At 55.3% G+C, this 21,564-nt stretch carries 11 protein-coding genes; 7 read left to right on the top strand and 4 right to left on the bottom strand.

What is annotated here, in order from left to right:
- Positions 1-52 precede the first annotated feature (52 nt).
- Positions 53-808 carry a hypothetical protein gene (locus SH421x_RS25715; RefSeq protein WP_488852879.1) on the top strand — a complete coding sequence of 252 codons (756 nt, stop codon included), beginning with the start codon at positions 53-55 and terminating at the stop codon, positions 806-808.
- A gap of 12 nt (positions 809-820) precedes the next feature.
- On the opposite strand, the gene SH421x_RS25720 is transcribed toward SH421x_RS25715, so the two are convergent.
- Positions 821-2,053 (bottom strand): PQQ-binding-like beta-propeller repeat protein, encoded by a 1,233-nt coding sequence (locus tag SH421x_RS25720; protein WP_488852880.1) that lies wholly within the window; start codon positions 2,051-2,053, stop codon positions 821-823.
- Between the two features lie 101 nt (positions 2,054-2,154).
- A complete protein-coding gene (locus SH421x_RS25725; RefSeq protein ID WP_488852881.1) occupies positions 2,155-3,585 on the bottom strand; it encodes a sulfatase in 1,431 nt (476 codons plus the stop codon).
- 714 nt (positions 3,586-4,299) lie between these two features.
- On the opposite strand from SH421x_RS25725, the gene SH421x_RS25730 reads away from it, so the two are divergent.
- The 3 genes from SH421x_RS25730 (at position 4,300) to SH421x_RS25740 (ending at position 11,756) form a co-directional block, all read left to right on the top strand.
- Positions 4,300-8,700, top strand: coding sequence for a beta strand repeat-containing protein (locus SH421x_RS25730; protein WP_488852882.1), 4,401 nt, complete (start codon positions 4,300-4,302; stop codon positions 8,698-8,700).
- 170 nt (positions 8,701-8,870) lie between these two features.
- Entirely contained in the window at positions 8,871-10,409 is a 1,539-nt protein-coding gene (locus tag SH421x_RS25735; protein ID WP_488852883.1) for a hypothetical protein, read from the top strand.
- A gap of 135 nt (positions 10,410-10,544) precedes the next feature.
- A complete protein-coding gene (locus SH421x_RS25740; protein ID WP_488852884.1) occupies positions 10,545-11,756 on the top strand; it encodes an Lpg1974 family pore-forming outer membrane protein in 1,212 nt (403 codons plus the stop codon).
- Positions 11,757-11,762: 6 nt separating this feature from the next.
- Here SH421x_RS25740 and SH421x_RS25745 read toward each other — a convergent pair whose 3' ends face one another.
- The gene (locus SH421x_RS25745) at positions 11,763-15,878 is read right to left on the bottom strand and encodes a chemotaxis protein CheB (RefSeq protein WP_488852885.1); all 4,116 of its coding nucleotides are present in this window, start codon (positions 15,876-15,878) and stop codon (positions 11,763-11,765) included.
- Positions 15,879-16,299: 421 nt separating this feature from the next.
- Positions 16,300-16,899 (bottom strand): D-glycero-alpha-D-manno-heptose-1,7-bisphosphate 7-phosphatase, encoded by a 600-nt coding sequence (locus SH421x_RS25750; protein ID WP_488852886.1) that lies wholly within the window; start codon positions 16,897-16,899, stop codon positions 16,300-16,302.
- 209 nt (positions 16,900-17,108) lie between these two features.
- Here SH421x_RS25750 and ppk1 point away from each other — a divergent pair, with 209 nt between their 5' ends.
- The 3 genes from ppk1 to SH421x_RS25765 all read left to right on the top strand — a co-directional run bounded on the left by ppk1 (position 17,109) and on the right by SH421x_RS25765 (position 21,561).
- The gene (gene ppk1, locus SH421x_RS25755) at positions 17,109-19,238 is read left to right on the top strand and encodes a polyphosphate kinase 1 (protein WP_488852887.1); all 2,130 of its coding nucleotides are present in this window, start codon (positions 17,109-17,111) and stop codon (positions 19,236-19,238) included.
- A gap of 137 nt (positions 19,239-19,375) precedes the next feature.
- Positions 19,376-20,557, top strand: coding sequence for a S1C family serine protease (locus SH421x_RS25760; protein ID WP_488852888.1), 1,182 nt, complete (start codon positions 19,376-19,378; stop codon positions 20,555-20,557).
- 140 nt (positions 20,558-20,697) lie between these two features.
- Positions 20,698-21,561, top strand: coding sequence for a rhomboid family intramembrane serine protease (locus SH421x_RS25765; protein WP_488852889.1), 864 nt, complete (start codon positions 20,698-20,700; stop codon positions 21,559-21,561).
- Positions 21,562-21,564 lie beyond the last annotated feature (3 nt).

Here is a 21,564-nt window from a genome sequence, read left to right on the forward strand (position 1 = left end):
ATTCTGAGAGGCGCAGTAGGAAAGATAGAACCGAGAAAGCATAGCCAAAACGATGGATACCATTTCCACGATTAACACGACGATTCGCACCCTGTTGGCGCTGTTGGTGGCGGTTGTCCTCGGCTTTGCCTCTTATTTTGCCTATAACGTCTACCACGAAAAAGAGCTGGCGCTGCAAGTTGCGACTTCGAAAGTAGAAGAACTCAACGCTGAAGTATTGCTGAAAAATGAAGAGATCAACAAGCTTGGAGTACGCCTGAAGCTGCTGAAGGTAGATCGACGTATCGGCCAGTTTTACGTGGTCGATCAATCGATCGATGAAGAGACGGGTAAGAAGACCTCGAAAATTCGATTTGTCGAAGTCGATCGCAACGGAGACATGATCGGCGCTCCACGTGAATTTATGGTTAAAGGCAACGTCGTGTATGTTGACTATTGGGTGGTCAAATTTGACGACAAATTTGTGGAAGAAAATGACCCATTTCGAAACACGTCGATCTTTCTCTTCCGCAAGATTTTTGGCGACGCCCAATCGGCAGATGAAGTGCCTGATATCGATACCGTCGGAGATCGCCCGTTGGTCTATGGGCAAAGCCCCGAAGCGACCGAGTTTGAGAACGAGCTGTGGTCCGACTTCTGGAAGCTGGCGAACGATCCCAAAGCGGCCCAAGACAAAGGCATCCGCGCTGCGCATGGCGAAGCGGCCAGCATTCAGATGCTGGAAGGGAAAACGTACGAGTTGGAGCTACGCGCCTCTGGCGGCATCAGCCTGAAGCCGATCGATAATCCGGCCAAGCCCCAGCTATAATAAGCGGGCACGTTACTGCCCGATGCAATAGAGCGTCTCTTGCCGGGCGCCGCTGCTTGAATCAGCGGCTCGCATGAACATTTGCCCGTCGCAAAATGAAGGGGACGCGAATGTTTCGTCGCCGAGCTGATTTTCGGCAAGTAGCTCAAATTTCTCGGGATTCGTTTTGAAGACGAAGCATTTTCCCCGCTCGTTAAACGCATAGATCGTATCTCCGACCAGCGTGGGCGAAGCGCTGACCGAGCCGCCGAGACGTTTTTTCCACATCTCTTCACCAGTCTCGGCATTCCAACAAAAAGCGATGCCGTCGTCACTGATCGCGTAGACATAACCGTTGGCGGCGACCAGCGATTGCTCATAACACCTTACCGGCTGGCGCCATATGACTTCTCCGGAACCGTCCGCTTTGACGGCGAGCGTTTCTTTCTCGGGATAGCCGCCGCTGGCGAAGACCGTATCGCCCAGCCAAACCAGCGTGCCGCAAGTTGCGACCGCCGGACCATCGACCGACCAGAGCAACTTGCCCGTCTTTGGATCGAAACTGCAGACCTTGCTCAAGCCGCTCAGCAGCAGTTGATCACGCCCGGCGAGATTAGCGACAATCGGCGACGAGAAACTGATCTGCGGTCGATCCAGCTTCCATGCGATCTCGCCATCTCGCTTGTTGAGCGCGACCAGGTAACCTTGTTCGTACTCGGCAGCTAGGATCACCAGGTCGCCGTAAAGTAACGGAGAAGGTCCATAGCCAAATTTGTATCGCTCCGGCAAAAACGGCCCTTGCTTCTTCCAAAGAATTTTGCCGCTCAGATCGAGCGCCGCAACTTGTACCGAATCATGGTTATTAAACACGGCGAACAATTGCTTGCCGTCGCAAGCGATCGTCGGCGAAGCGTGCGTGTTCTTAGAATGAATCTCGGGCGGCAGACCGCCGGTGTTGACCACAGTCGTCCAGATCGACTTGCCGGTCACGCGATCGAAGCAGAGGACCGATTGCGTTTGCTGCGTTTTATCGGCGGTCGTTAACAGGACTTGGTCGCCGATCACGATCGGCGACGAGTGCCCTCGTCCTGGAACCGGCGTTTTCCAGATGACTTGTTCGCTCTCACCAAAGCTGACAGGCGGGCTCTGTCCCGGCTCGGCGATCCCCAAATCCAAGGGGCCGCGCCAATGAGGCCAGTCGCCGGCATGCAGTACGTTGGACACCAACGCCAAGCTGAAGCTTAGAAGCAGTAGTCGCGCTATCATGTTGTGTTTCTATTTATTGGTGAAACGCACAGGGCGAAACCTCGCCCAGAATAACCGCACTATCAGAATAGTTCAGCCGGATTACGCAACGTGTGAGTCAGCTAACCCTTTTTGTAACCGGCAACCTCCTGCGGCATTTTGGCGTTCATTTTGGATTGCCAGGCTTTTAGCTTTTGACGCAACTGGGTCGCTTTTTGGGGATTCGATTGGCTCAAGTCCTGCTGTTCGCCGGGATCCTGCTTCAGATTGTACAGTTCGATCCGATCCTCTTCGTAGAACTCGATCAGCTTCCAGTCTCCATCACGAATCGACGCCCCCGGCGTCCATTTTGACCCGTGATAGTGCGGGTAATGCCAATAGAACGCGCGGTCCTCTGCCGATGGTTTACCGGCCAATAGCGGAACCAGGCTTTGGCCATCCACATGCAATTGGGGCTGCGCAGGCAGTCCGGCAAGCGACAGCATGGTGGGAAAGAAATCCATGCTAACGACCGGCGTTTCGCACACGGCGCCTGCGGTGGTCACGCCGGGCGCACGAATGATCAGCGGTTCGCGCACGCCTCCTTCGTACAACCAACCTTTGCCCGAGCGCAGCGGTAAGTTGCTGGTCGGTCCGATTCCACCGGTCGTGCAAAGTCCGCCGTTGTCCGAAAAGAAAATGACGACGGTGTTGTCGGCCAGGCTCAATCGATCCAGCGCCGCTAAGATAGCGCCTACACTGTCATCCACCGCAGCGACCATCGATGCGTATTCGGGATTGTCTTGTCGCATTCGCGACTTACCGGCGCCTTCTTTTTGGATGGGCGTCTCGCCGACAAACTGCTTTGCTTTTTGTTGATAGTGATCGACCCGCTTCTTGTAGGGCTGAATCGGCGTATGGACGTTGTAGTACGCCAGGTAAAGCAAAAATGGTTTAGCCTGATCACGCGTTTCCAAAAAGTGAATCGACTCAGCGGTCAAGCGTTCGGTCAGATATTCGCCATCGTGTTTCGCTTCTAACACCGGATTTTTCCAGGGCGAATAGTAACCGCCGGGAGGTGAGCCTTTGTCGTGTCCGCCGATGTTGATGTCAAAACCTTGCTCGGTCGGCCAGTTTCCCTTGTCGCCCAAATGCCACTTGCCGGCGAAGAAGGTCGCATAGCCGTTGTCACGCAGAGATTCGGCGAAGGTTGTTTCCTCTAGCGCCAGGCCATCGCGATCATGGATCTGCTCGAACCGGTGATTTTTGACCTGCTTGGCATTGGTCCCGGGGATCCAATCGGTGATATCGACTCGAACCGGGTGCCGGCCAGTCATGATGCTGGCTCGCGTGGGTGAACAAACAGGACACGCGGCGTAAGCATTGGTGAATCGCATCCCGCTGCCAGCCAGCTTGTCGATATGCGGCGTTTCGTGAAAGGTACTGCCGTTCGCCCCGATATCGGCCCAACCCAGGTCGTCGACCAGGAAGAAGACAAAGTTCGGACGCTCGGACGCGTCGGCCGAGGCGACGCCGGCAATTACGAGACAAAGCGAAAAGAGGGCGTGTCGCATAGTAGCAGGCTCTCGCAACAGACGAAGGAAGAGGGCGGGGGCGATACGGTTTTCGCCATTATTCCTTGATCAGAGATGCGACGCAAATCACGCCGCCGGGATGAAATGTGTCACGATTGTGGAGTAGGAGCCCACCTCTCGCTGCATCACCGCTTGTCTATTTGGCGATTTTACACCAACTTTGCCGGCGCCTTAGGGGAGCAAAGGTGTTTCAATCCAGACAGAAGAATCGATGGCCAGCCAATAGATAACCACCAACTGATGCGTTTGTAGCCTTCTGCAAGAGGTAGCGAGACCTCGACCAACCGATGCTGAAATACGCATGTCTGGCGATTGATGCTAGCTGCGCACTCCGCGAGGGATACCTAGGTTTTCTGGAATAAATCCTATACGCAATCTTCAAGAATCTTGGGATTTTGGGTGAAGTAATTGGCCGCGATCGGAACCAACAGCAGAGGGATTTAGTCGAATGATCGGTGATAAGTGCCCCAATTTGTGCCTCACAGACACCCCTGTCTACCTAAGGCGTCAAAATTAACACTATTTGCGCCAGCAATGCTGCCATTTTCCTGTGAAAGCATGCGTGAAATTGGATTAGTTGACTTCCCTTGCTATCTGCTAAAATCTCCGCGACTTACCCAGACTGACCTGCCGGAATCAGTTCGCAAGCCGTTCTCCCCCACGATTTACCGAAGACCCTAAAGAAACATCGTTATGCAAAATCGCCGTGATCTGAATTCATTGCGTCCCGACCGCGCCGCTTCCTCCAAGTCTCGCCGCAGCATTGCTTCCCGTCGGGGAAAAAATCGCATCTCGCAGCTAGAAGATTTAGAACCACGCGTGGTGCTGACCGCTTCAGGCGTTCCTGGCAATGATAATGCGCCTGATCTGAACCTGTCGGATGTTCCCCAGATCAATCTGGTGGTGGGACAGCAGTTTTCGATGGACTTGTTCGCCAATGGGGCGACCGTCGTCGATCTGGATGCAGAAGGAGTTCCGACCGGCGATCAGATTCGCCTGGTGTTGGATCCTGATGTTGGTACCGACACGCCGACCGGCGCCAAGATCACCACCTCAGGCGTTTTCACTTGGACGCCGACGGCCGACCAGGTCGGCACGTTCAAGATCATCGTCATCGCGATTGATCGCGGCACAACTCCGTTAGCAGATGCCGAGACCTTCACCATTGTCGTATCGGCCGAAGGAAACCAGGCTCCGTCCGTCGATTTGAACGGCCCCACAACAGGCACCGGCTATAGCGGCACGTTTACAGAAGATGGCGGCCCGGTCGCGGCGGTTGGCGCCAACATGACGGTGACCGATGCGGATAGCCCGCTGCTGGCTTCGGCCAAGGTGGTGCTGACGAATCGTCCAGACACGACCAACGAATCGCTCTCGGTCGACGTGACCGGGACCAGCATCACGGCCGCGTATGATCCGAACACCGGCGAATTGATTCTCACAGGCGCCGATTCGGTCGCCAACTATCAGCAAGTACTTCGAACGCTGAAGTATGACAATGCTTCGCAAAATCCGACCGCCGGCATTCGCACAATCAATGTCACGGTCAACGACGGCGTATCGGACAGTGTCATCGCGGCTGCAAAGATTACGGTGGTCCCGGTTAATGACCTGCCGACAGTCGATCTGAACGGCGCTGACGCCGGCGTCGACTTCGCCGGCACCTTCACCCAAGAGGGAGGTCCAGTTGCGATCGTCGACACGGATTTGACGGTGGACGATGTCGACAACTTGAATCTCGCTTCAGCGACGGTAACGATCTCTAACCTGCTGGACGGCGCCGCCGAAGTACTAGCCGTCGATACGACCGGCACTTCGATCACGGCCAGCTACGTCGCAGGCGTATTGACCTTATCCGGCACTGACACCCTGGCCAACTATCAGTTGGTTCTGCGTACGTTGACCTACAACAACACTTCGCTGACTCCCACCGCGACTGCTCGTTTAATCGAAGTGGTCGTCAACGACGGAACTGACGATAGCCTCGCAGCGGTCAGCACTGTGACGATGGTGGTCGAAAACAATGCTCCCTCGGTCGACCTGAATGGTGACGGCGAAGGAATCGACTTTGCAACAACCTTTACTGAAGATGAAGGTCCGATCGCGATCGTCGACACCGATTTGGCGATCACCGACTCCGACAGCTCGACCCTGGCCTCAGCGACGGTAACGATCACCAATCTGTTGGACAGCGATGCCGAAGTACTGGCGGTCGACACCACCGGCACGGCGATCACCGCCAGCTATGTGGGCGGCGTATTGACCCTGACTGGTGAAGATACGTTGGCCAATTATCAATTGGTTCTCAGTACGCTCACTTACAATAACACGTCGCAAAACCCGACCGAAACGGCTCGCGTCATTGAAGTGACCGTCAACGATGGCGACAACGACAGCGTCGCGGCGATCAGCACCGTGACGATTGTCGGCGTGAATGACGCGCCCGATCTGCAAGTGATTGACGATCAGGTCGCTAATGTTGGCGTACCGATGCAAGTGACCGTCACCGCGACCGATCCAGAAGGGGACGTGTTGACGTTCCAACTCGATCGCGACAATCCCAGCAGCAACATTCCTGCTTCGGCGACCATCACCAAAACCAGTGACACCACGGCGATCATCGAGTGGACCCCAACCGTCGAAGATGGCGCCGGCCCGTTTGTTTTCTACGTGCTGGTGACCGATGACGACGCGACCGATCCACTGTCGGATACGGAGTCCTTCACGGTTTCGATCGTCAATGCTCTACCGGCGGTCGATCTGAATGGGGAAGACGAAGGAATCGACTTTAGTGCAACCTTCACCGAAGACGAAGGCCCGGTCGCGATTGTTGACGCCAACTTGGCGATCACGGATACCGACAGCCTGACGTTGGCTTCCGCCACTGTCACGATCACCAACTTGCTTGACGGCGATGCCGAAGTACTGGCGGTCGACACGACCGGCACGGCGATCACGGCCAGCTATGTCGGCGGCGTGCTAACCCTGACCGGCGAAGATACCTTGGCCAACTATCAGTTGGTTCTAAGTACGCTGACCTACGACAACACTGCACAAAACCCGACTGAGACGGCTCGCGTGATTGGAGTGATCGTCAACGACGGGACCGATGACAGCGTCGCCGCAATTAGCACCGTAACGATTGCTGGCGTGAATGATGCCCCCGATCTGCAAGTGATTGACGATCAGGATGCGAACGTCGGCGTGCCGATGCAAGTGATTGTCACCGCAACCGATGCAGAAGGGGACGTCCTGACGTTCCAGTTGGATCGCGACAATCCCAGCGGCAACATTCCTGCTTCGGCGACCATCACCAAGACCAGCGACACCACGGCGATTATCGAGTGGACTCCAACCCTCGAAGATGGCGCCGGCCCGTTTGTCTTCTACGTGCTAGTGACCGATGATGACGCGACCGATCCGCTGTCGGATACCGAATCATTCACTGTCACGCTGGTCAATGCGTTGCCGGTGGTGGACCTGAATGGGGAAGATGAGGGCGCCGATTTTGCCGCCACGTTTACCGAAGGTGAAGGCCCGGTCGCGATTGTCGATACCGACCTAACGATCACCGATACCGATAATACGACGCTCACTTCGGCCACCGTCACGATCACCAATTTGCTGGATAGCGATGACGAAGTTCTGGCGGTCGATACGACCGGCACGGCGATCACGGCCAGCTATGTGGGCGGCGTGCTGACCCTGACCGGCGAAGATACCTTGGCCAATTATCAGTTGGTCCTGGGAACGTTGACCTACGACAACACTTTGCTCAACCCGACCGAAACGGCTCGCGTCATCGAAGTGGTCGTCAACGATGGAGTCGACGAAAGCATCGCGGCGATCAGCACCGTTACCGTAGTGAACCTCAACGAATCGCCCAACTTAGAAGCGATTGACGATCAGCAAGCGCAAGTCGGCGTGCTGATGCAACTGACGATTACCGCATCGGACCTGGAAGGGGACAATCTCACCTTCCAACTCGATCGCGACGATCCTAGCGGCAGCATCCCGGCCTCGGCCACAATCACCAAGACCAGCGAAACGACCGCATTGATCGAGTGGACGCCGACCATCGAGGATGGGCCAGGACCGTTCGTGTTTGTCGTGCTGGTGATTGATGACGACGCCAACTTACCCGGCGCCGATTCCGAATCGTTCACCGTTACGTTGACAAACGCTCCGCCGATTGTCGACCTGAACGGCGAGGACGAAGGAACCGGTTTCGCCGTGACCTTTACCGAAGAGGGCGGACCGGTGACGATTGTCGATACCGACCTCGGCGTGTTTGATACGGACAGCGCGACGTTGACTTCGGCGACCGTAACCGTCACCAATTTGACGGACGGCGATGATGAAGTTCTCTCTGTGGATGTTACCGGAACGTCGATCCTGGCCAACTATGTGGGCGGAGTTCTGACCTTGATCGGCGAAGACAGCTTGGCCAACTATCAATTGGTCTTGGGTACGCTCGCCTACGAAAACGTATCGCAAAACCCAACCGCAGGGGATCGGCTGATCGAAGTCACCGTCAACGACGGGACCGACGACAGCGTTGCGGTCGTCAGCACCGTCACTGTGGTGGCCGTCAACAACGCTCCGATAGTTGACCTGAACGGCGCGGACGACGGTAACGGCTTTGTTGCGACATTTACGGAGGATGGAGGTCCGGTCGCAATTGTTGATACCGACCTGACAGTCACCGACTTCGACAACACCACCCTGGTTTCGGCAACGGTGACCATCACCAATTTGCTGGATGGCGACTCCGAAACGCTGGCGGTTGATACGACTGGAACGGCAATTTTGGCGAGCTACCTCAACGGCGTGCTCACGCTCACCGGTGAAGATACGCTGTCCAACTACGAGCTGGTCTTGCGTACGTTGACCTACGAAAACAGCTCGGCTGATCCTGACGAAACCGATCGCGAGGTCAACGTCGTCATCAATGACGGCACGCTGGATAGTCTGGCCGCTATCGGTACAGTGACGGTTGTTGCGGTTGGAGAGCCGCCGCTGGAAGGCGAATCGATCAACGGCGATCAATTTGATCAGGCCTTGAACGACATCCTGGACGAATCGTGGCTCTAGTCCCGAGCTGAAGCGCTCGACCTGTAACAATTAATTCGGAAAGGACATCTCGATCGAGATGTCCTTTTCTTTATTGCGAACCAGACAGCAGAAACAGGATGTTCGTTGGCAGGTCGTGATTAGTATGGATTATTCTGACCCTCCACTTCCTACCAACGTCTCCGATTTGCATGTCCAACCGACGACGATCTTTAGCTTGTGAGCGGCTCGAAGGTCGCCAACTTTTGAGCGCTTCGCCAACCGGCATTGAGCAACTGGTCAACGACCCGACCATCGGGGACCAAATTACCCATGCCGGCAATTCGGCGACGTATCTCGACAGCGGATCGCTGGTCGTCGCCTACTCTGGGGTCGGGATCGGTGATCGCGACGGCGTTTTCTTTCGACTTTTGGACGAGGCAGGCCAACCACTCGGTTCGCCACAGCTGATCAATCAGACGACCGCCGGCGAGCAAGCGAACGTCTCGGTCACCATGCTCCCCAGCGGCGGATTTGTCGCCGTCTGGCAAGGTCGCGGTGCGGGAGATCATGCCGGCATTTTTGCGCGTTGGTTTGATGCCTCCGGAAATGCATTAACCGGTGAAGTGCGGATCAATCAAACGACCGGCGGAGTGCAGGAAAATCCGGAAGTCGCTATCGCATCGGACGGGACAGCCACTTTTGTTTGGCAAGGAGTAGGCGCCGGTGATTTTGATGGAATCTTCGCCCGCCGATTCAGCAGCAGCGGCGTGGCGGTGGGTAACGAAATGTTGGTCAACACAACCACCTTTCGCCAGCAAGCTTACGCCGACATTGCAATCAACTCCGATGGCGTGATGCTGGTCACCTGGAGCAGTCGTCATCAGGATGGCAGTGATTGGGGGATCTACGCCCAACGTTTGAACGCCAATGGAACCAAGCTGGGTGGTGAATTTCTCGTCAACAGCAACACGGCTCAAAGTCAATTGGGGGCGAGTGCTGTCGCGCTCGGTGATAGCTTTGCCGTCGCTTGGCAAAGTCGCAATCAAGACGGAGACGGCTGGGGAATTTACGCGCAACAAGTGGGCGCTACCAGCGGATTGATTGGCGCTGAATTCCAGGTCAATGCGGCGACCCAAGGCCAACAGTTGGAGGTAAATCTCGCGGCGACAGTCGAAGGCGCTCTGATCGCGGCCTGGACCGATGGCGTTCAAGACGGAACCGGATTCAATGTCAAAGCTCGCGAAATTGATCTCACTTCGACCGCCCCGGTGCTAGCGGACGAGTTCTTCGTGAATGCAAACACCGCGGGGCCGGCCTTCGGCCACCAGCGCGCGCCAAACATCGCCGCGACCGACGCCACGTTTGCGATTGCCTGGAATGGAGATGGCGCTGTCGATCACGATGGGGCTTATCTACTCTGCTTTCCTGCCGAGGTGGCGGTTAATTTGTCGCCGGATCTGGCGCCGATCCCGGATCAAACCGCTCAGGTTGGCGTCGAACTGGTTATCCAAATTACCGCGACCGATCCCAACGCAGGCGACACGCTCACTTATATCTTGGATTCCGAAGATTCGCCGCCGGGCGCTACCATTGAAAAAATAGACAATAACCACGCAATTATTCGCTGGACTCCTACCGCCGCGGATCTTCCCGGCCCGGTGCTGTTTCGCGTGTTGGTCATCGATAACGGCGAACCTCCGCTGGCCGATGAAGAAGAATTTGTCGTCACACTCTCCCCTGCTCCCTGATAGCTGCTAGCGGCCGCAGGATCGCTACAACCAGAAAAGTTGAATTATCCCGCGCAGACTACCGATGAACGAATAGAGGGAAGTCCAGAGTCTGTCTCTGGCTCGTTCCCGGACTACGTTTGTGGAGACTGCTGGATGTCCATTACTCGCCTATTTGCCGTCGCACTGCTCTGCGGAGCGCTTTCGACCGCCACATTCGCCGAGTCACCGCAACCTGTCGGTGCTGCCCGTTCCAACGCGCCGCCGCAACGTCTCCATCGAACACAAGCCGCGCGCCCGATCGCAGCTGCGCCCCAGCCAACGGCTAGCCAGCCGAAGGCTTCGCTCTTCGCTCCGGGCGCGCAAGTCGCTCCGGTCAGCTATCACGCCGAGACGGCCATCACGGACGAAACCGTTTATGCTTCGCCTGACTCGATGATGATGTCTGGCGGCGAGCAGTCCAGCTGTTGCGATAACCCCAGCTCTGCGTGTGGTTGCAACTGGTACGCTGGCTTTGAAGCGACCTTTCTGGCCCCGCGGTTCAGTCAAAACCCCGCCTATACGCTGACGCAATCCGACGGAGTAAGTTTCTCATCCAATCAGGTGGTCGAGTTCGACTCGAAGATGGCGTTCGCTCCCCGAATTTTTGCCGGCGTGCAAATGGATTCCAACATTGGATTCCAAGCAACTTGGTGGCGATTTTCTCATGATCCTGACAGCATCACGGCGCAGCCGCCGGCCAATGGATTTGGTCAGATTACGCCGCCGCTGTTTGGCGATGTAGATACTTCAACAACGATTCCTGGTGAAACGTTTAGCGCCAGTTCGGGACTGACGGCCTATACGATCGATCTTGAGCTGACCAAGAAGGGGAGCTTTTCGTGCTGGAACTTTGGTGTTGCCGGCGGCGTACGTTACGCCGAGATCGACCAGAGCTATCTCGCTCAAACCACCGACGTCTCTGGCAATCTCTCAGGACAAATTGACTATCAACATGGGATCAGCGGGTTCGGCCCAACCTTGTCGATGTTCGCTTCTGTTCCCGTCGCTCGCTGCTGGTCGCTGTTTTCGCGTGGTCGTGGTTCGTTGCTGTTTGGCGATGCCCAAAGCACGCTAAATGCCGGCGAAGATCTGGATCTATCGACTCCATTTACCACGACCAGCACTTCCAATCGCGATGATCTCATTTCGATTGGTGAACTGCAATTGGGTCTGCAATGGCAAGGCGCTTCCTATTGTCGCGTCTGGAAACCATTTGCGAGCGTCGCGATGGAAGGTCAGTTCTGGAACGGCGTCGGCAGCGCGACCAGTGAGACGGGCAACGTCGGTTTTTTCGGCGTGGTCACTTCGATCGGCGTGAACTGGTAGGCTTCGTTACTTGGATTGATTCAGTTGTTCTAGGGCACGCGTCAGCTCGGCCGGTTTAAGCGGCTTGACCAAATGCATGTTAAAGCCTGCGTTATTAACCGCTTTGCGATCTTCCGTGCGACCATAGCCGGTCAACGCGATCAAAAAGGGAGCGGATCCTAGTTGCTTTCGAACTTGCTGGGCGATTTCGTAACCGCTTAAATGCGGTAGTCCGATATCCACAATCGCAACATCCGGGTTCTGATGCAGGATTAAGTCGAGCCCCTGCTGACCTTCGCTCGCTGTGCAGACCTCGTGCCCGTCCAGTCGCAGCATCGTCTCTAACATCTCGCGACAATCTTTGTTGTCTTCGACCAATACAATGCGTCGCTGGGTGCGCGTGATCGTCGGCTTTCCGTTCCCTTCGGCCTTCTGGATGCGACCATCGGCCAACAGCGGCAATCGCAAGATAAACTCGCTGCCTTTGCCCGGTCCTTCACTATGAGCCGAGACCCGACCGCCGTGCAGTTCGACCAGCGTCTTGACCAGGGTCAAGCCAAGCCCCATCCCGCCGTCGGTGCGATCCAACGTGCTATCTGACTGTACGAACAATTCAAAAATGTTCTCTAGCATATGGGGCGGAATTCCGCTGCCGTTGTCTTTGACTCGGTTAACCGCTTCTCCATCTTCGCGTGCAATCGAGAAGCGAATCTCACCGCCAGGCGGAGTATAACGGGCCGCATTCGCCAGCAGGTTTTCCTGGATTTGCAGCAGACGTGTCGGATCCCCTTCGACTAGCACCGGCGTCTCAGGGATGTCAATGATTAGTTGATGATCGCGAGCCTGGATCATCGGGCCGACCGCCTGGGTTACGTCTTCGACCAGCGTTCGCAAGTCGACCACTTGAGTTCGGATTTCGATTTTTCCTCGGGTAACCCGCGATACGTCCAAGAGATCATCCAGCAATCTGGCTGCTTGCAGCGTCTGTCGTTGAATCACATTGCAGACTTCGCGAACTTCTGGCGACAAATTCGGCTCCAGATCCAAGACGTAGGTCGCGGTCAGCGTGGCTCCTAGCGGATTTCGCAGTTCGTGCGAGAGCATCGCCAAAAACTGATCGCGATTGTTGGCAGCGCTTTGCGCCGCTTTCTCGGCGTAGATTCGATCGGTGATATCTTTGGCGCTGCTGGCGATCGCAACAGGCTTCCCTTCTTCGTTGGTCAAAACAGAGAGCGTTAATAAGACCGGAAATACCCGGCCTTGGCGATCTTGCTTGACCGTTTCGATATTGCGCAGGCCCCCCTTTTCTAAACATCGCTGACGGAGTTCGCGTGAACGGAGGCGATCTTCAGCAGGGACCAAAACCTCAAAGCTCTTCCCGATCAGATCGTTGCGCGAGTAATCAAAGATGCGTTGGGCCTCGGCGTTTAAATCGGTAATTCTTCCTTGTAGATCTTCGACGACGATCGGATCCGCCGCATCGACAAAAACTTTCGACATCAACCGTGATTCACTTTCGGCCTGCTTCAAGCGGGTAATGTCAATCAAGGTCAGCACCACTCCTTCGACCGCATGTTTGGGCCGATAGGGGAGAACCCGCATGAGCAGCATCTGATCTTGATCCGCACGAACCTCTCTTTCGATCGTCTCGCCCGATTCGAGAACCGCTTTTAGATCGTTAATTAATTCAGGGTGTTCGATGCTGTTAGAAAAGCTGTCAATTCGGCGCCCCACATCGGAGGCGACCAGATGAAACGCTTCGCCGATCTTGGGCGTATATTTTCGAATGCAAAGATCTCGATCCAAAAATGCGACTCCCAAGTCCGTGCTATGCAGCAAGCTGTCGAAGTCCGCCGTCATTTCTGTCAATTCGGCGATCTTCTTCTGGAACTCAGCGTTGACGGTATAAAGCTCTTCGTTCACGCTATGCAGTTCTTCATTGGTGCTCTGCAATTCTTCGTTCGACGCGACCAGTTCTTCATTGGTCGCTTGCAACTCTTCGTTGCTGGTCTCCATCTCCTCGACGGTCGCTTGCAGATTTTCTTTCGTATAGCGCAGCTCTCCTTCCAGCGCCACGATCTGATCGCGTGAGGCCTCGGCAATTCCCAGTCCGACTTCGGCGTTGGTCGCGACCTCGTGATTGCTTTGAGATTTCAGCGGCTGAAACGTGATCAGAAAAAACTCGCTTCCGGTTTGGCGATCTTGAATCGGTTTGACAGCCAAATGGACGATTTGTTGCTCGTCTCCCACCTGAATGCGGATGCCGCGAAAACTAACCGGCGCTCGTTTTTTTGCAGCCTGTTGAATCGCCGTGGTAACCGGGATACGTAGATCAGGAATCATCAGATCGAGAAAGTCGTGCGAGGGGCGACCATCGCGCATTTTCAAATAGTTCGCTCCGCCGCCAAACGATTGGATCAACTCGCGATGATCATTCACCAACAAACTCGGTGGCGCATGGTCCTTTAACAGTTCGTCATACGCGCGGAGCAGGGGAGCATTGGGCGGAGCAACCGCCGCCGATGCGACGCTAAAGCGTGACAAACCTTGCGGCCTCGCGTAGCCAGCAGAAAGAGGCAAGCGCATATCAGGCGACAAGCGTTTGTCGCGTCGCTTGCGATACACCTTCCAACGTTCGTCGATGGGCTCGAACTCTTCCAACAATTCGCCGGGGCTTTCGCTCGGCCCCATCATCATCACGCCGCCTGTGTTGAGCGCGAAATGAAACAGAGAAATCGCTTTTTTCTGGGCCAGCGTTTCCAGGTAGATCAACAAATTCCGACAAGTGATCAGGTCGATCTTCGTAAAAGGAGCATCCTTAATGATGTTGTGCGGAGCGAAGACGATCATCTGGCGTAACTCTTGGGAGACGCGATATCCGTCTTTGACCCGTGTGAAAAATCGATCGAGTCGGTCCGGCAAAACTTCGGAAACCGATGATTCGGTATAAACGCCTACACTGGCGAATTCCAGCGAAGTCCGATGAACGTCGGTTGCAAAGATCTTTACCGAGATTGGACGCTTCGATTGTTCGATCAGCTCTTGCACGAGAATGGCGATCGAATACGGCTCTTCTCCGGTCGCACACCCGGCGACCCAGATGCGCAGCTCGCCGTTGTCCGGGATCTTTTCTATCAACTGCGGCAAGACTTCCTGTTGAAGACGATCAAACGCTTCGCGATCGCGAAAGAATTTTGTTACGCCAATCAATAGGTCTTTGTACAGCCGATTGAGCTCGTCTGGGTCATTGCGCAGACGTTCGACGTATTCTTCCAGATCGGTGATCTGATTCATCAGCAACCGACGCTGCACGCGGCGGGTGACCGTCGTCTGCTTGTAGAACGAAAAGTTGATGTCATAGTTGGTCCGCAGCAATTGGAAAATCGCATCGAACCCCTCTAAGATCGACGGATTTTTTTGCGCCTGTTCCAACGCATAACTATCAGCGCTGTGGTGCTGAACATAGGACAACAACGCAGGCGGAATCTTGTCAGGCGGAAGTATTAGGTCGACTTCGCCGGTTTCTACGGCGCTTTTCGGCATGCCATCAAACTTGGCGGAGTCCGATTCCTGGGCAATGACTAAGCCCCCAACCTCATGAATATCACGGATACCACGCGAGCCATCGCTGCCGGTACCGGACAAAACGATCCCAATCGATCGCGGGCCACAGTCCTGGGCCAACGAGCGAAAGAAGATATCGATCGGCAACGCCAATCCAGATTTGGGATCCTTATCACTCAACAGCAGCTTGCCGCTGGCGATAATCATTTCCTTTTTCGGCGGTATCAGGTAAATCGCGTTGGGCTTGACCTCAATACCATCCGTGACACGATAAATTGGGATTTTCGTTTGCCGAGCCAGCAGTTCATCCATCACGCTTTTGAAGTCAGGTGACAAATGCTGAACCACGACAAACGCCATTCCAGAGTCGTACGGCATGTTGGCGAAGAATATCTCTAGCGACTCTAGTCCGCCAGCCGATGCGCCCAAACCCACTACAGAAAACTGCGACGGGTTACTGGAACCAATTTCCTGTAATGCCGGCTTATTACCCGGTTCGTCGTCTGACGAACCTTGATCTCCAGTTTTCCCCTCTTGATGATTCCCGCACGAATCGATTTGTTCTGGTGTTACGCCCATGACCAATCTCCCCCTAACTGTTGAACAGTCGACAATTGGTTTCTAGTCGTCGACCTCTCTTCGACCATTGGTTTGGGGCGAACTAAAAGCAACCTCCATGCCGAATCGCCAAAAATCATTAGAGTGGCAGCTCGCCGGGCGGGTTACGCGTCAAAAATAACCCAGAAAACGCCTGAAATTGCCTGATTTTCAGCCATCTCAGCATTTTTGCAGTGGACGACCGCAGTTCACCTCAATGAACACTCTGGTTTCCCTGCTAGGGCATTTCAACGGGAAGAAAATCGAGCCTGCAAAACTGCCCAAATGATCGCTAAACAACCAGTATTCCACCGCTCGCTGCGAAAGGTAGGGAATTCTAAACACCCTTAGGTGCGGCGAGATTTAGAATTATCTCCGCCGATCAGCGGCTGCACCATCTTGCCTATGCGGCAACGAGAGCCTGGCTGAGCCGGGCACGTAGCCAAAATTCGACGGCAGGCTTTAGCGAGTCAAATCGTCCAATCAGCGATGCAACCGCGGCCGGCAGTTGCTGTTCGGTTTCGGCCCCATATCCGGTTCGCACGAGGATGGATTGGCACCCGGCAAAACGGCCGACGCTAAGATCCGACGCTTTGTCGCCGATCATGACGCTTTCGTGCAGATCCAACCCATGCTCGGCTGCCGCGGCGAACAGCATGCCGGCTCGTGGTTTGCGGCATTCACAATCGACGCGATAGGCGGCGCTGGCCGATTTCGGATGATGTGGACAATAATAGTAGGCGTCGATCGTCGCTCCCTGTTCGGCCAACAGTTGATCGAGACGCTCGTGGATCTCGGCGATTCGCGATTCTGGAAACATACCCCGAGCGACGCCAGACTGATTGGTGATGACGATGACGGGGACTTGGGCGCGATTCGCGGCAGCAATTGCGGCGGCTGCGCCCGGCAGCAGTTCTAACTGCGATGGATCGGCCAGATATTCGCGTTCGACATTGATCGTACCGTCACGATCCAGGAACAAGGCGCCGCAAGCGTGAGACATCGCTCTCTCGGGGGTGTACAAAGGGGCGTCGGGAGTTCTGTTTTTAGCAGCAATGCGGTCGTTCCCCCAAGCCCAATCCGGGTTGCTATCGCTGGGAAGTATTGGCCGATGGTTAAGATTGCCCCGGCTCGGTTGATGTTCCCCCTAGAACGTGTAGGATTCAGCTTGAAGAAGTTTTGTTTTACGTTTTGCCGTCTCAGAGATTTGCAATGCTCGATCGACCGGAATTCCCCGTCGCAGATGAACCCAAAACTTGGCGTGACGCCTGGTTCGACCGAGATCTGAGCTGGCTCGAATTTAACCGTCGCGTATTGCAGCAAGCGCTGGATGACCGCACGCCGCTGTTGGAGCGGGTCAAGTTTTTGGCGATCTTCACGTCGAACCTGGACGAGTTCTTCATGAAACGATTGGCCTTGCTGCGCACTCGCAAGCGGGCCGAATTATCGCATTCGATCGGCGCGCCGGCGACCGAACTGCACTTGCAATCGCTGCGTCAGGCCGTTGACGAAATGTATGCGCAGCAAGGAGAAGCGTATGACAACGCCATCCTGCCGCAGCTGGCCGAAAATGGGATTCACTTGCTGCAATGGGAAGACCTGACCGACTCGCAAAAAACAAGAGCACACGAGTTCTTCACGCGAAACGTCTATCCGGCGCTGACGCCGCTAGCACTCGATCCAGGGCACCCTTTCCCTTACATGTCCAACTTGTCGATCTCGCTCGGCTTTGTGCTCCGCGTACCAGACTCCGAAGAAAACCTGTTCGCGCGGGTCAAAGTGCCGAACATCATGCCGCAGTGGATCGCCCTCGAAGACGAAGACAAGACAAAGTGGCACTATCTCGGGCTGAAAGATCTGATTCATCACAATGCCGGAATGCTGTTTCCCGGAATGACAATTGTCGATTCAACCTCGTTTCGGATTACGCGAAACGCCGAAGTCGAATTGGACGACGATGACGACATGGAAAGCCTGCGAACGGTCGTCGCCGAAGAACTGCGGCAACGCAAGTTTCAGCCGGTCGTCCGGTTGGAGATCGAAAGCGATCCCAACCCTTGGGTCCGCGGATTGCTGATGCGTCAATTTGAGTTGACCGAAGATGACGTTTACGAATTGCCGTCAGAACTAGACTACTCGGGGCTGCTGCCGATCGCCGGTCTCGACATCAAAGCGTTGCGTGATGAACCGTGGAACCCGGTGATTCCTAACGCGTTGCTGGACGACGAGGCCGATATTTTTTCGGTCATCAAAGCAGGCGACATGCTGGTTCATCATCCCTACGACAGCTTTGACGCAACGGTCGAAAACTTTATTCGCCGCGCCGCGCGGGACCCCAAAGTGGTCGCGATCAAAATGACGGTGTACCGCGTCGGTGACGACACGCCGTTCGTCCGTTCGTTGATTCAAGCGGCCGAATCAGGCAAGCAGGTCGCCTGCTTAATCGAACTGAAGGCGCGGTTTGACGAAGAGCGTAATCTGCACTGGGCCAAAGAACTGGAGAAAATCGGCGCGCATGTCGTCTACGGCGTATTAGGGCTGAAAACGCATACCAAGATTGCCCTTGTCGTCCGCAAAGAAGCCGACGGGCTGCGCTGCTATGCGCATATCGGCACCGGCAACTATCACGTCAAAACGGCGCGCGTTTATACCGACGTCGGACTGTTCACCTGTGATCCGGTCATCTGTAATGATGTGGTGAATCTGTTTCACATGCTGACAGGACGTTCTCGTTCGCCTACGTTCGACAAACTGCTGGTCGCGCCGATCAACATGCGCGAGAAGTTTTTGCAGATGGTGCAGCGAGAAATCGACAATCATCAGAAGGGCCTCCCTTCGCTGATCGTCGCCAAGTTCAATGCGATGGAAGACCCCGAGTTGTGCCGCGCAATCACCGAAGCCTCGCAAGCAGGCGTGCAAGTCGAACTGATCGTCCGCGGTTTCGCCTGCTTGCGCCCCGGCGTTGAAGGGGTCACCGACAACATGCGACTCCGTTCAATCGTCGGCCGGTTTTTGGAACATTCGCGGATCTATTACTTCGCCAATGGCGCCGAAAGTCCGCTCGACGGCGAGTTCTACATCGGCTCGGCGGACTGGATGTCTCGCAACTTGACCAAGCGCGTCGAAGCGATCGTCCCAGTCGAGTCACGCCATTTGAAAGAACGCTTATGGGAGATCCTCGACATTTGCTTGAAAGACCGACGACAGGCCTGGCTCATGCAGTCTGACGGCAGCTATCAGATGATGACCCCCAGTGAGGACGATCCCGAAGTAGCGCGTCTCGGCACGCATTCAGCCCTGATGGCGCTGACGTTGCATCGGGCCAAGGATCGCTTAGCATAAACAGGTTGATTTCCATAAATTGCAGCTAGCAATCCTTGAACCGTTCAAGCCGAAAGTTCGTACTATCTGGGACACGTCAGTGGTGTCGTTTGCAATTCCGTCACTGTTATCTCTACTCTCTGTTGGGAGTCAGCCTTATGCCGAAAAACTGTTTTTCCGCCGGCTCGCTCATCTGCTGCGTGCTGGCTTGGGCGATTAGCCAAGCGACCTTCGCCCAGCAACCTGTCGCGCCAACGGCCAACGCTTGGCGTTCGACAACAGAACCGCGTATCAGCGACGCTCGACCGCTGCAACAACTGCGACCGTCGACCAGTGAGCTAGGGCTGACGCCTGACGAAGAACGCAATATCTATGTTTATGAAAAGGGCAATCGCAGCGCCTGCCACATCATGACGCGTAGCGTGCAGCGCGATACGGTGTTTGGGCTACTGACCAACGAATCGCCGGCCGAAGGCTCTGGATCGGGCTCAGTGCTCGACAAGCAAGGGCACGTGCTGACCAACTATCATGTGATCGAAGGGGCTACGGAGATCGACGTCACCCTCTTCAATGCCGAGACCTATCCCGCCCAACTGGTGGGGCAAGATCCAGTCAATGATATCGCGGTGCTCAAAATTGATGTGCCTGCCGATCTACTGGTTCCTGTTGAACTGGGGGATTCTGCGAATCTGCGGGTTGGACAAAAAGCGTTCGCCATCGGTAACCCGTTTGGGCTGGAACGGACGATGACCATCGGGATTATTTCTAGCTTGAATCGTTTACTCCCTTCTCGGAGCGGTCGAACGATGAAAGCGATCATTCAGATCGACGCCGCGCTAAATCGGGGGAATTCGGGGGGCCCGCTGTTTGATAGCAACGGCCGCTTGATCGGGATGAATACGGCGATCGCCAGCCGTACCGGCCAGAACACCGGCGTAGGATTCGCGATTCCGGTGGGGACGATTCGTCGAGTGGCTCCGCAATTGATCGCCGATGGCAAAGTAACGCGGCCCGATTTGGGCGTGACGCGCGTTTATTTGACGGATGAAGGGCTGGGGATCGCGTCGCTCGCTCAAGGGGGATCGGCCGAAAAAGCAGGGCTGCGAGGGTTCCAATTGGTTCGTGAACAAGTCCGCCGAGGCCCCTATATATTTGAGGAAACTCGCGTCGATCGCAGCAAAGCCGACGTAATTACCGCAGTTGACGGCGCCGCCGTCCAATCAGCCGATGACCTGCTGACCGCTATTGAGCGAAAAAATCCTGGGGAAGTTGTCACTTTGAGCGTTTTGCGGGAAGGAAAGAATGTTGACATTCCGGTCACGTTAGGCGTCGGCGATTAGCGATCTGCGCCCATGCCGTAGCAACGTGCTAAACTGGACTGCACTTAGAGCGACTTGGCGCCTAAGATGTTATTGGTGCGGCCGGTGATATCGATTAGGCCGGCGATGCAACCTCCAGCGGCCGAACTGCGTTACGGAATATGGGAATCTACGACCGCGAGTATTATCAAGACGAACCGCGCTCTCTCTCTTTCAGTTCGAGCGGGCGGTCGGTCGTCAACACGTTGGTGATTATCAATGTGATTGTCTTTTTCGTGGACTGGCTCGCTTTTGGGAGTCAGCTGGGGAACTATGCTGCGCTACATTCTGACACGCTGCTCCACCCACTGCTCTGGTTTCAGTTTCTGACCTACGGCTTTTTGCATAGCCAAAGCGACATTTTTCATATTATCGGCAACATGTTTGTGTTGTGGATGTTCGGCCGTCAGATTGAAGAGCGATACGGCAGCGCCGAGTTTTTGCGGTTCTATCTAATCAGCGTCATCTTTGGCGGAGTTTTCTGGTCGGCCGCTTGTTTGGCGGCCGGCAGCGGCGGCACAGTTGTCGGCGCCTCAGGAGCGGTGACGACGGTTTTGATCTTGTTCATCTGCAACTTCCCCCGCGTCACGATTTATGTCAATTTGCTCTTCCCCGTTCCGGCTTGGCTGTTGGGCGTGGTGATCATCGCGTTCAATGTGTTTGGCGCATTCGCACCGGGGCAAAGTCTTGTTGCGTTCACCGTGCATTTGGCTGGCGCCGCCTTTGGCTTGGCCTATTTCTATGGCGGCTGGAATTTAAGTTGGCTCACTTTGGGCGGCCTTCCTGAGCGACTTCGCAAGTCGATGAAGCGAAAACCGAAATTGAAAGTCCATTCGCCCCCCACTGATGATCCGTACCTCGACTCCAATGATGAAGCGGAGCGGATCCTCGATAAAATCCGGGACGAAGGAATAGGGAGCCTGACCGTCGACGAGAAGCGCAAACTAGAAGCGTACAGCCGCCGGATGAAACAAAAGCATAGCTAATCG

The organism is Blastopirellula sp. SH421, assembly GCF_057808535.1.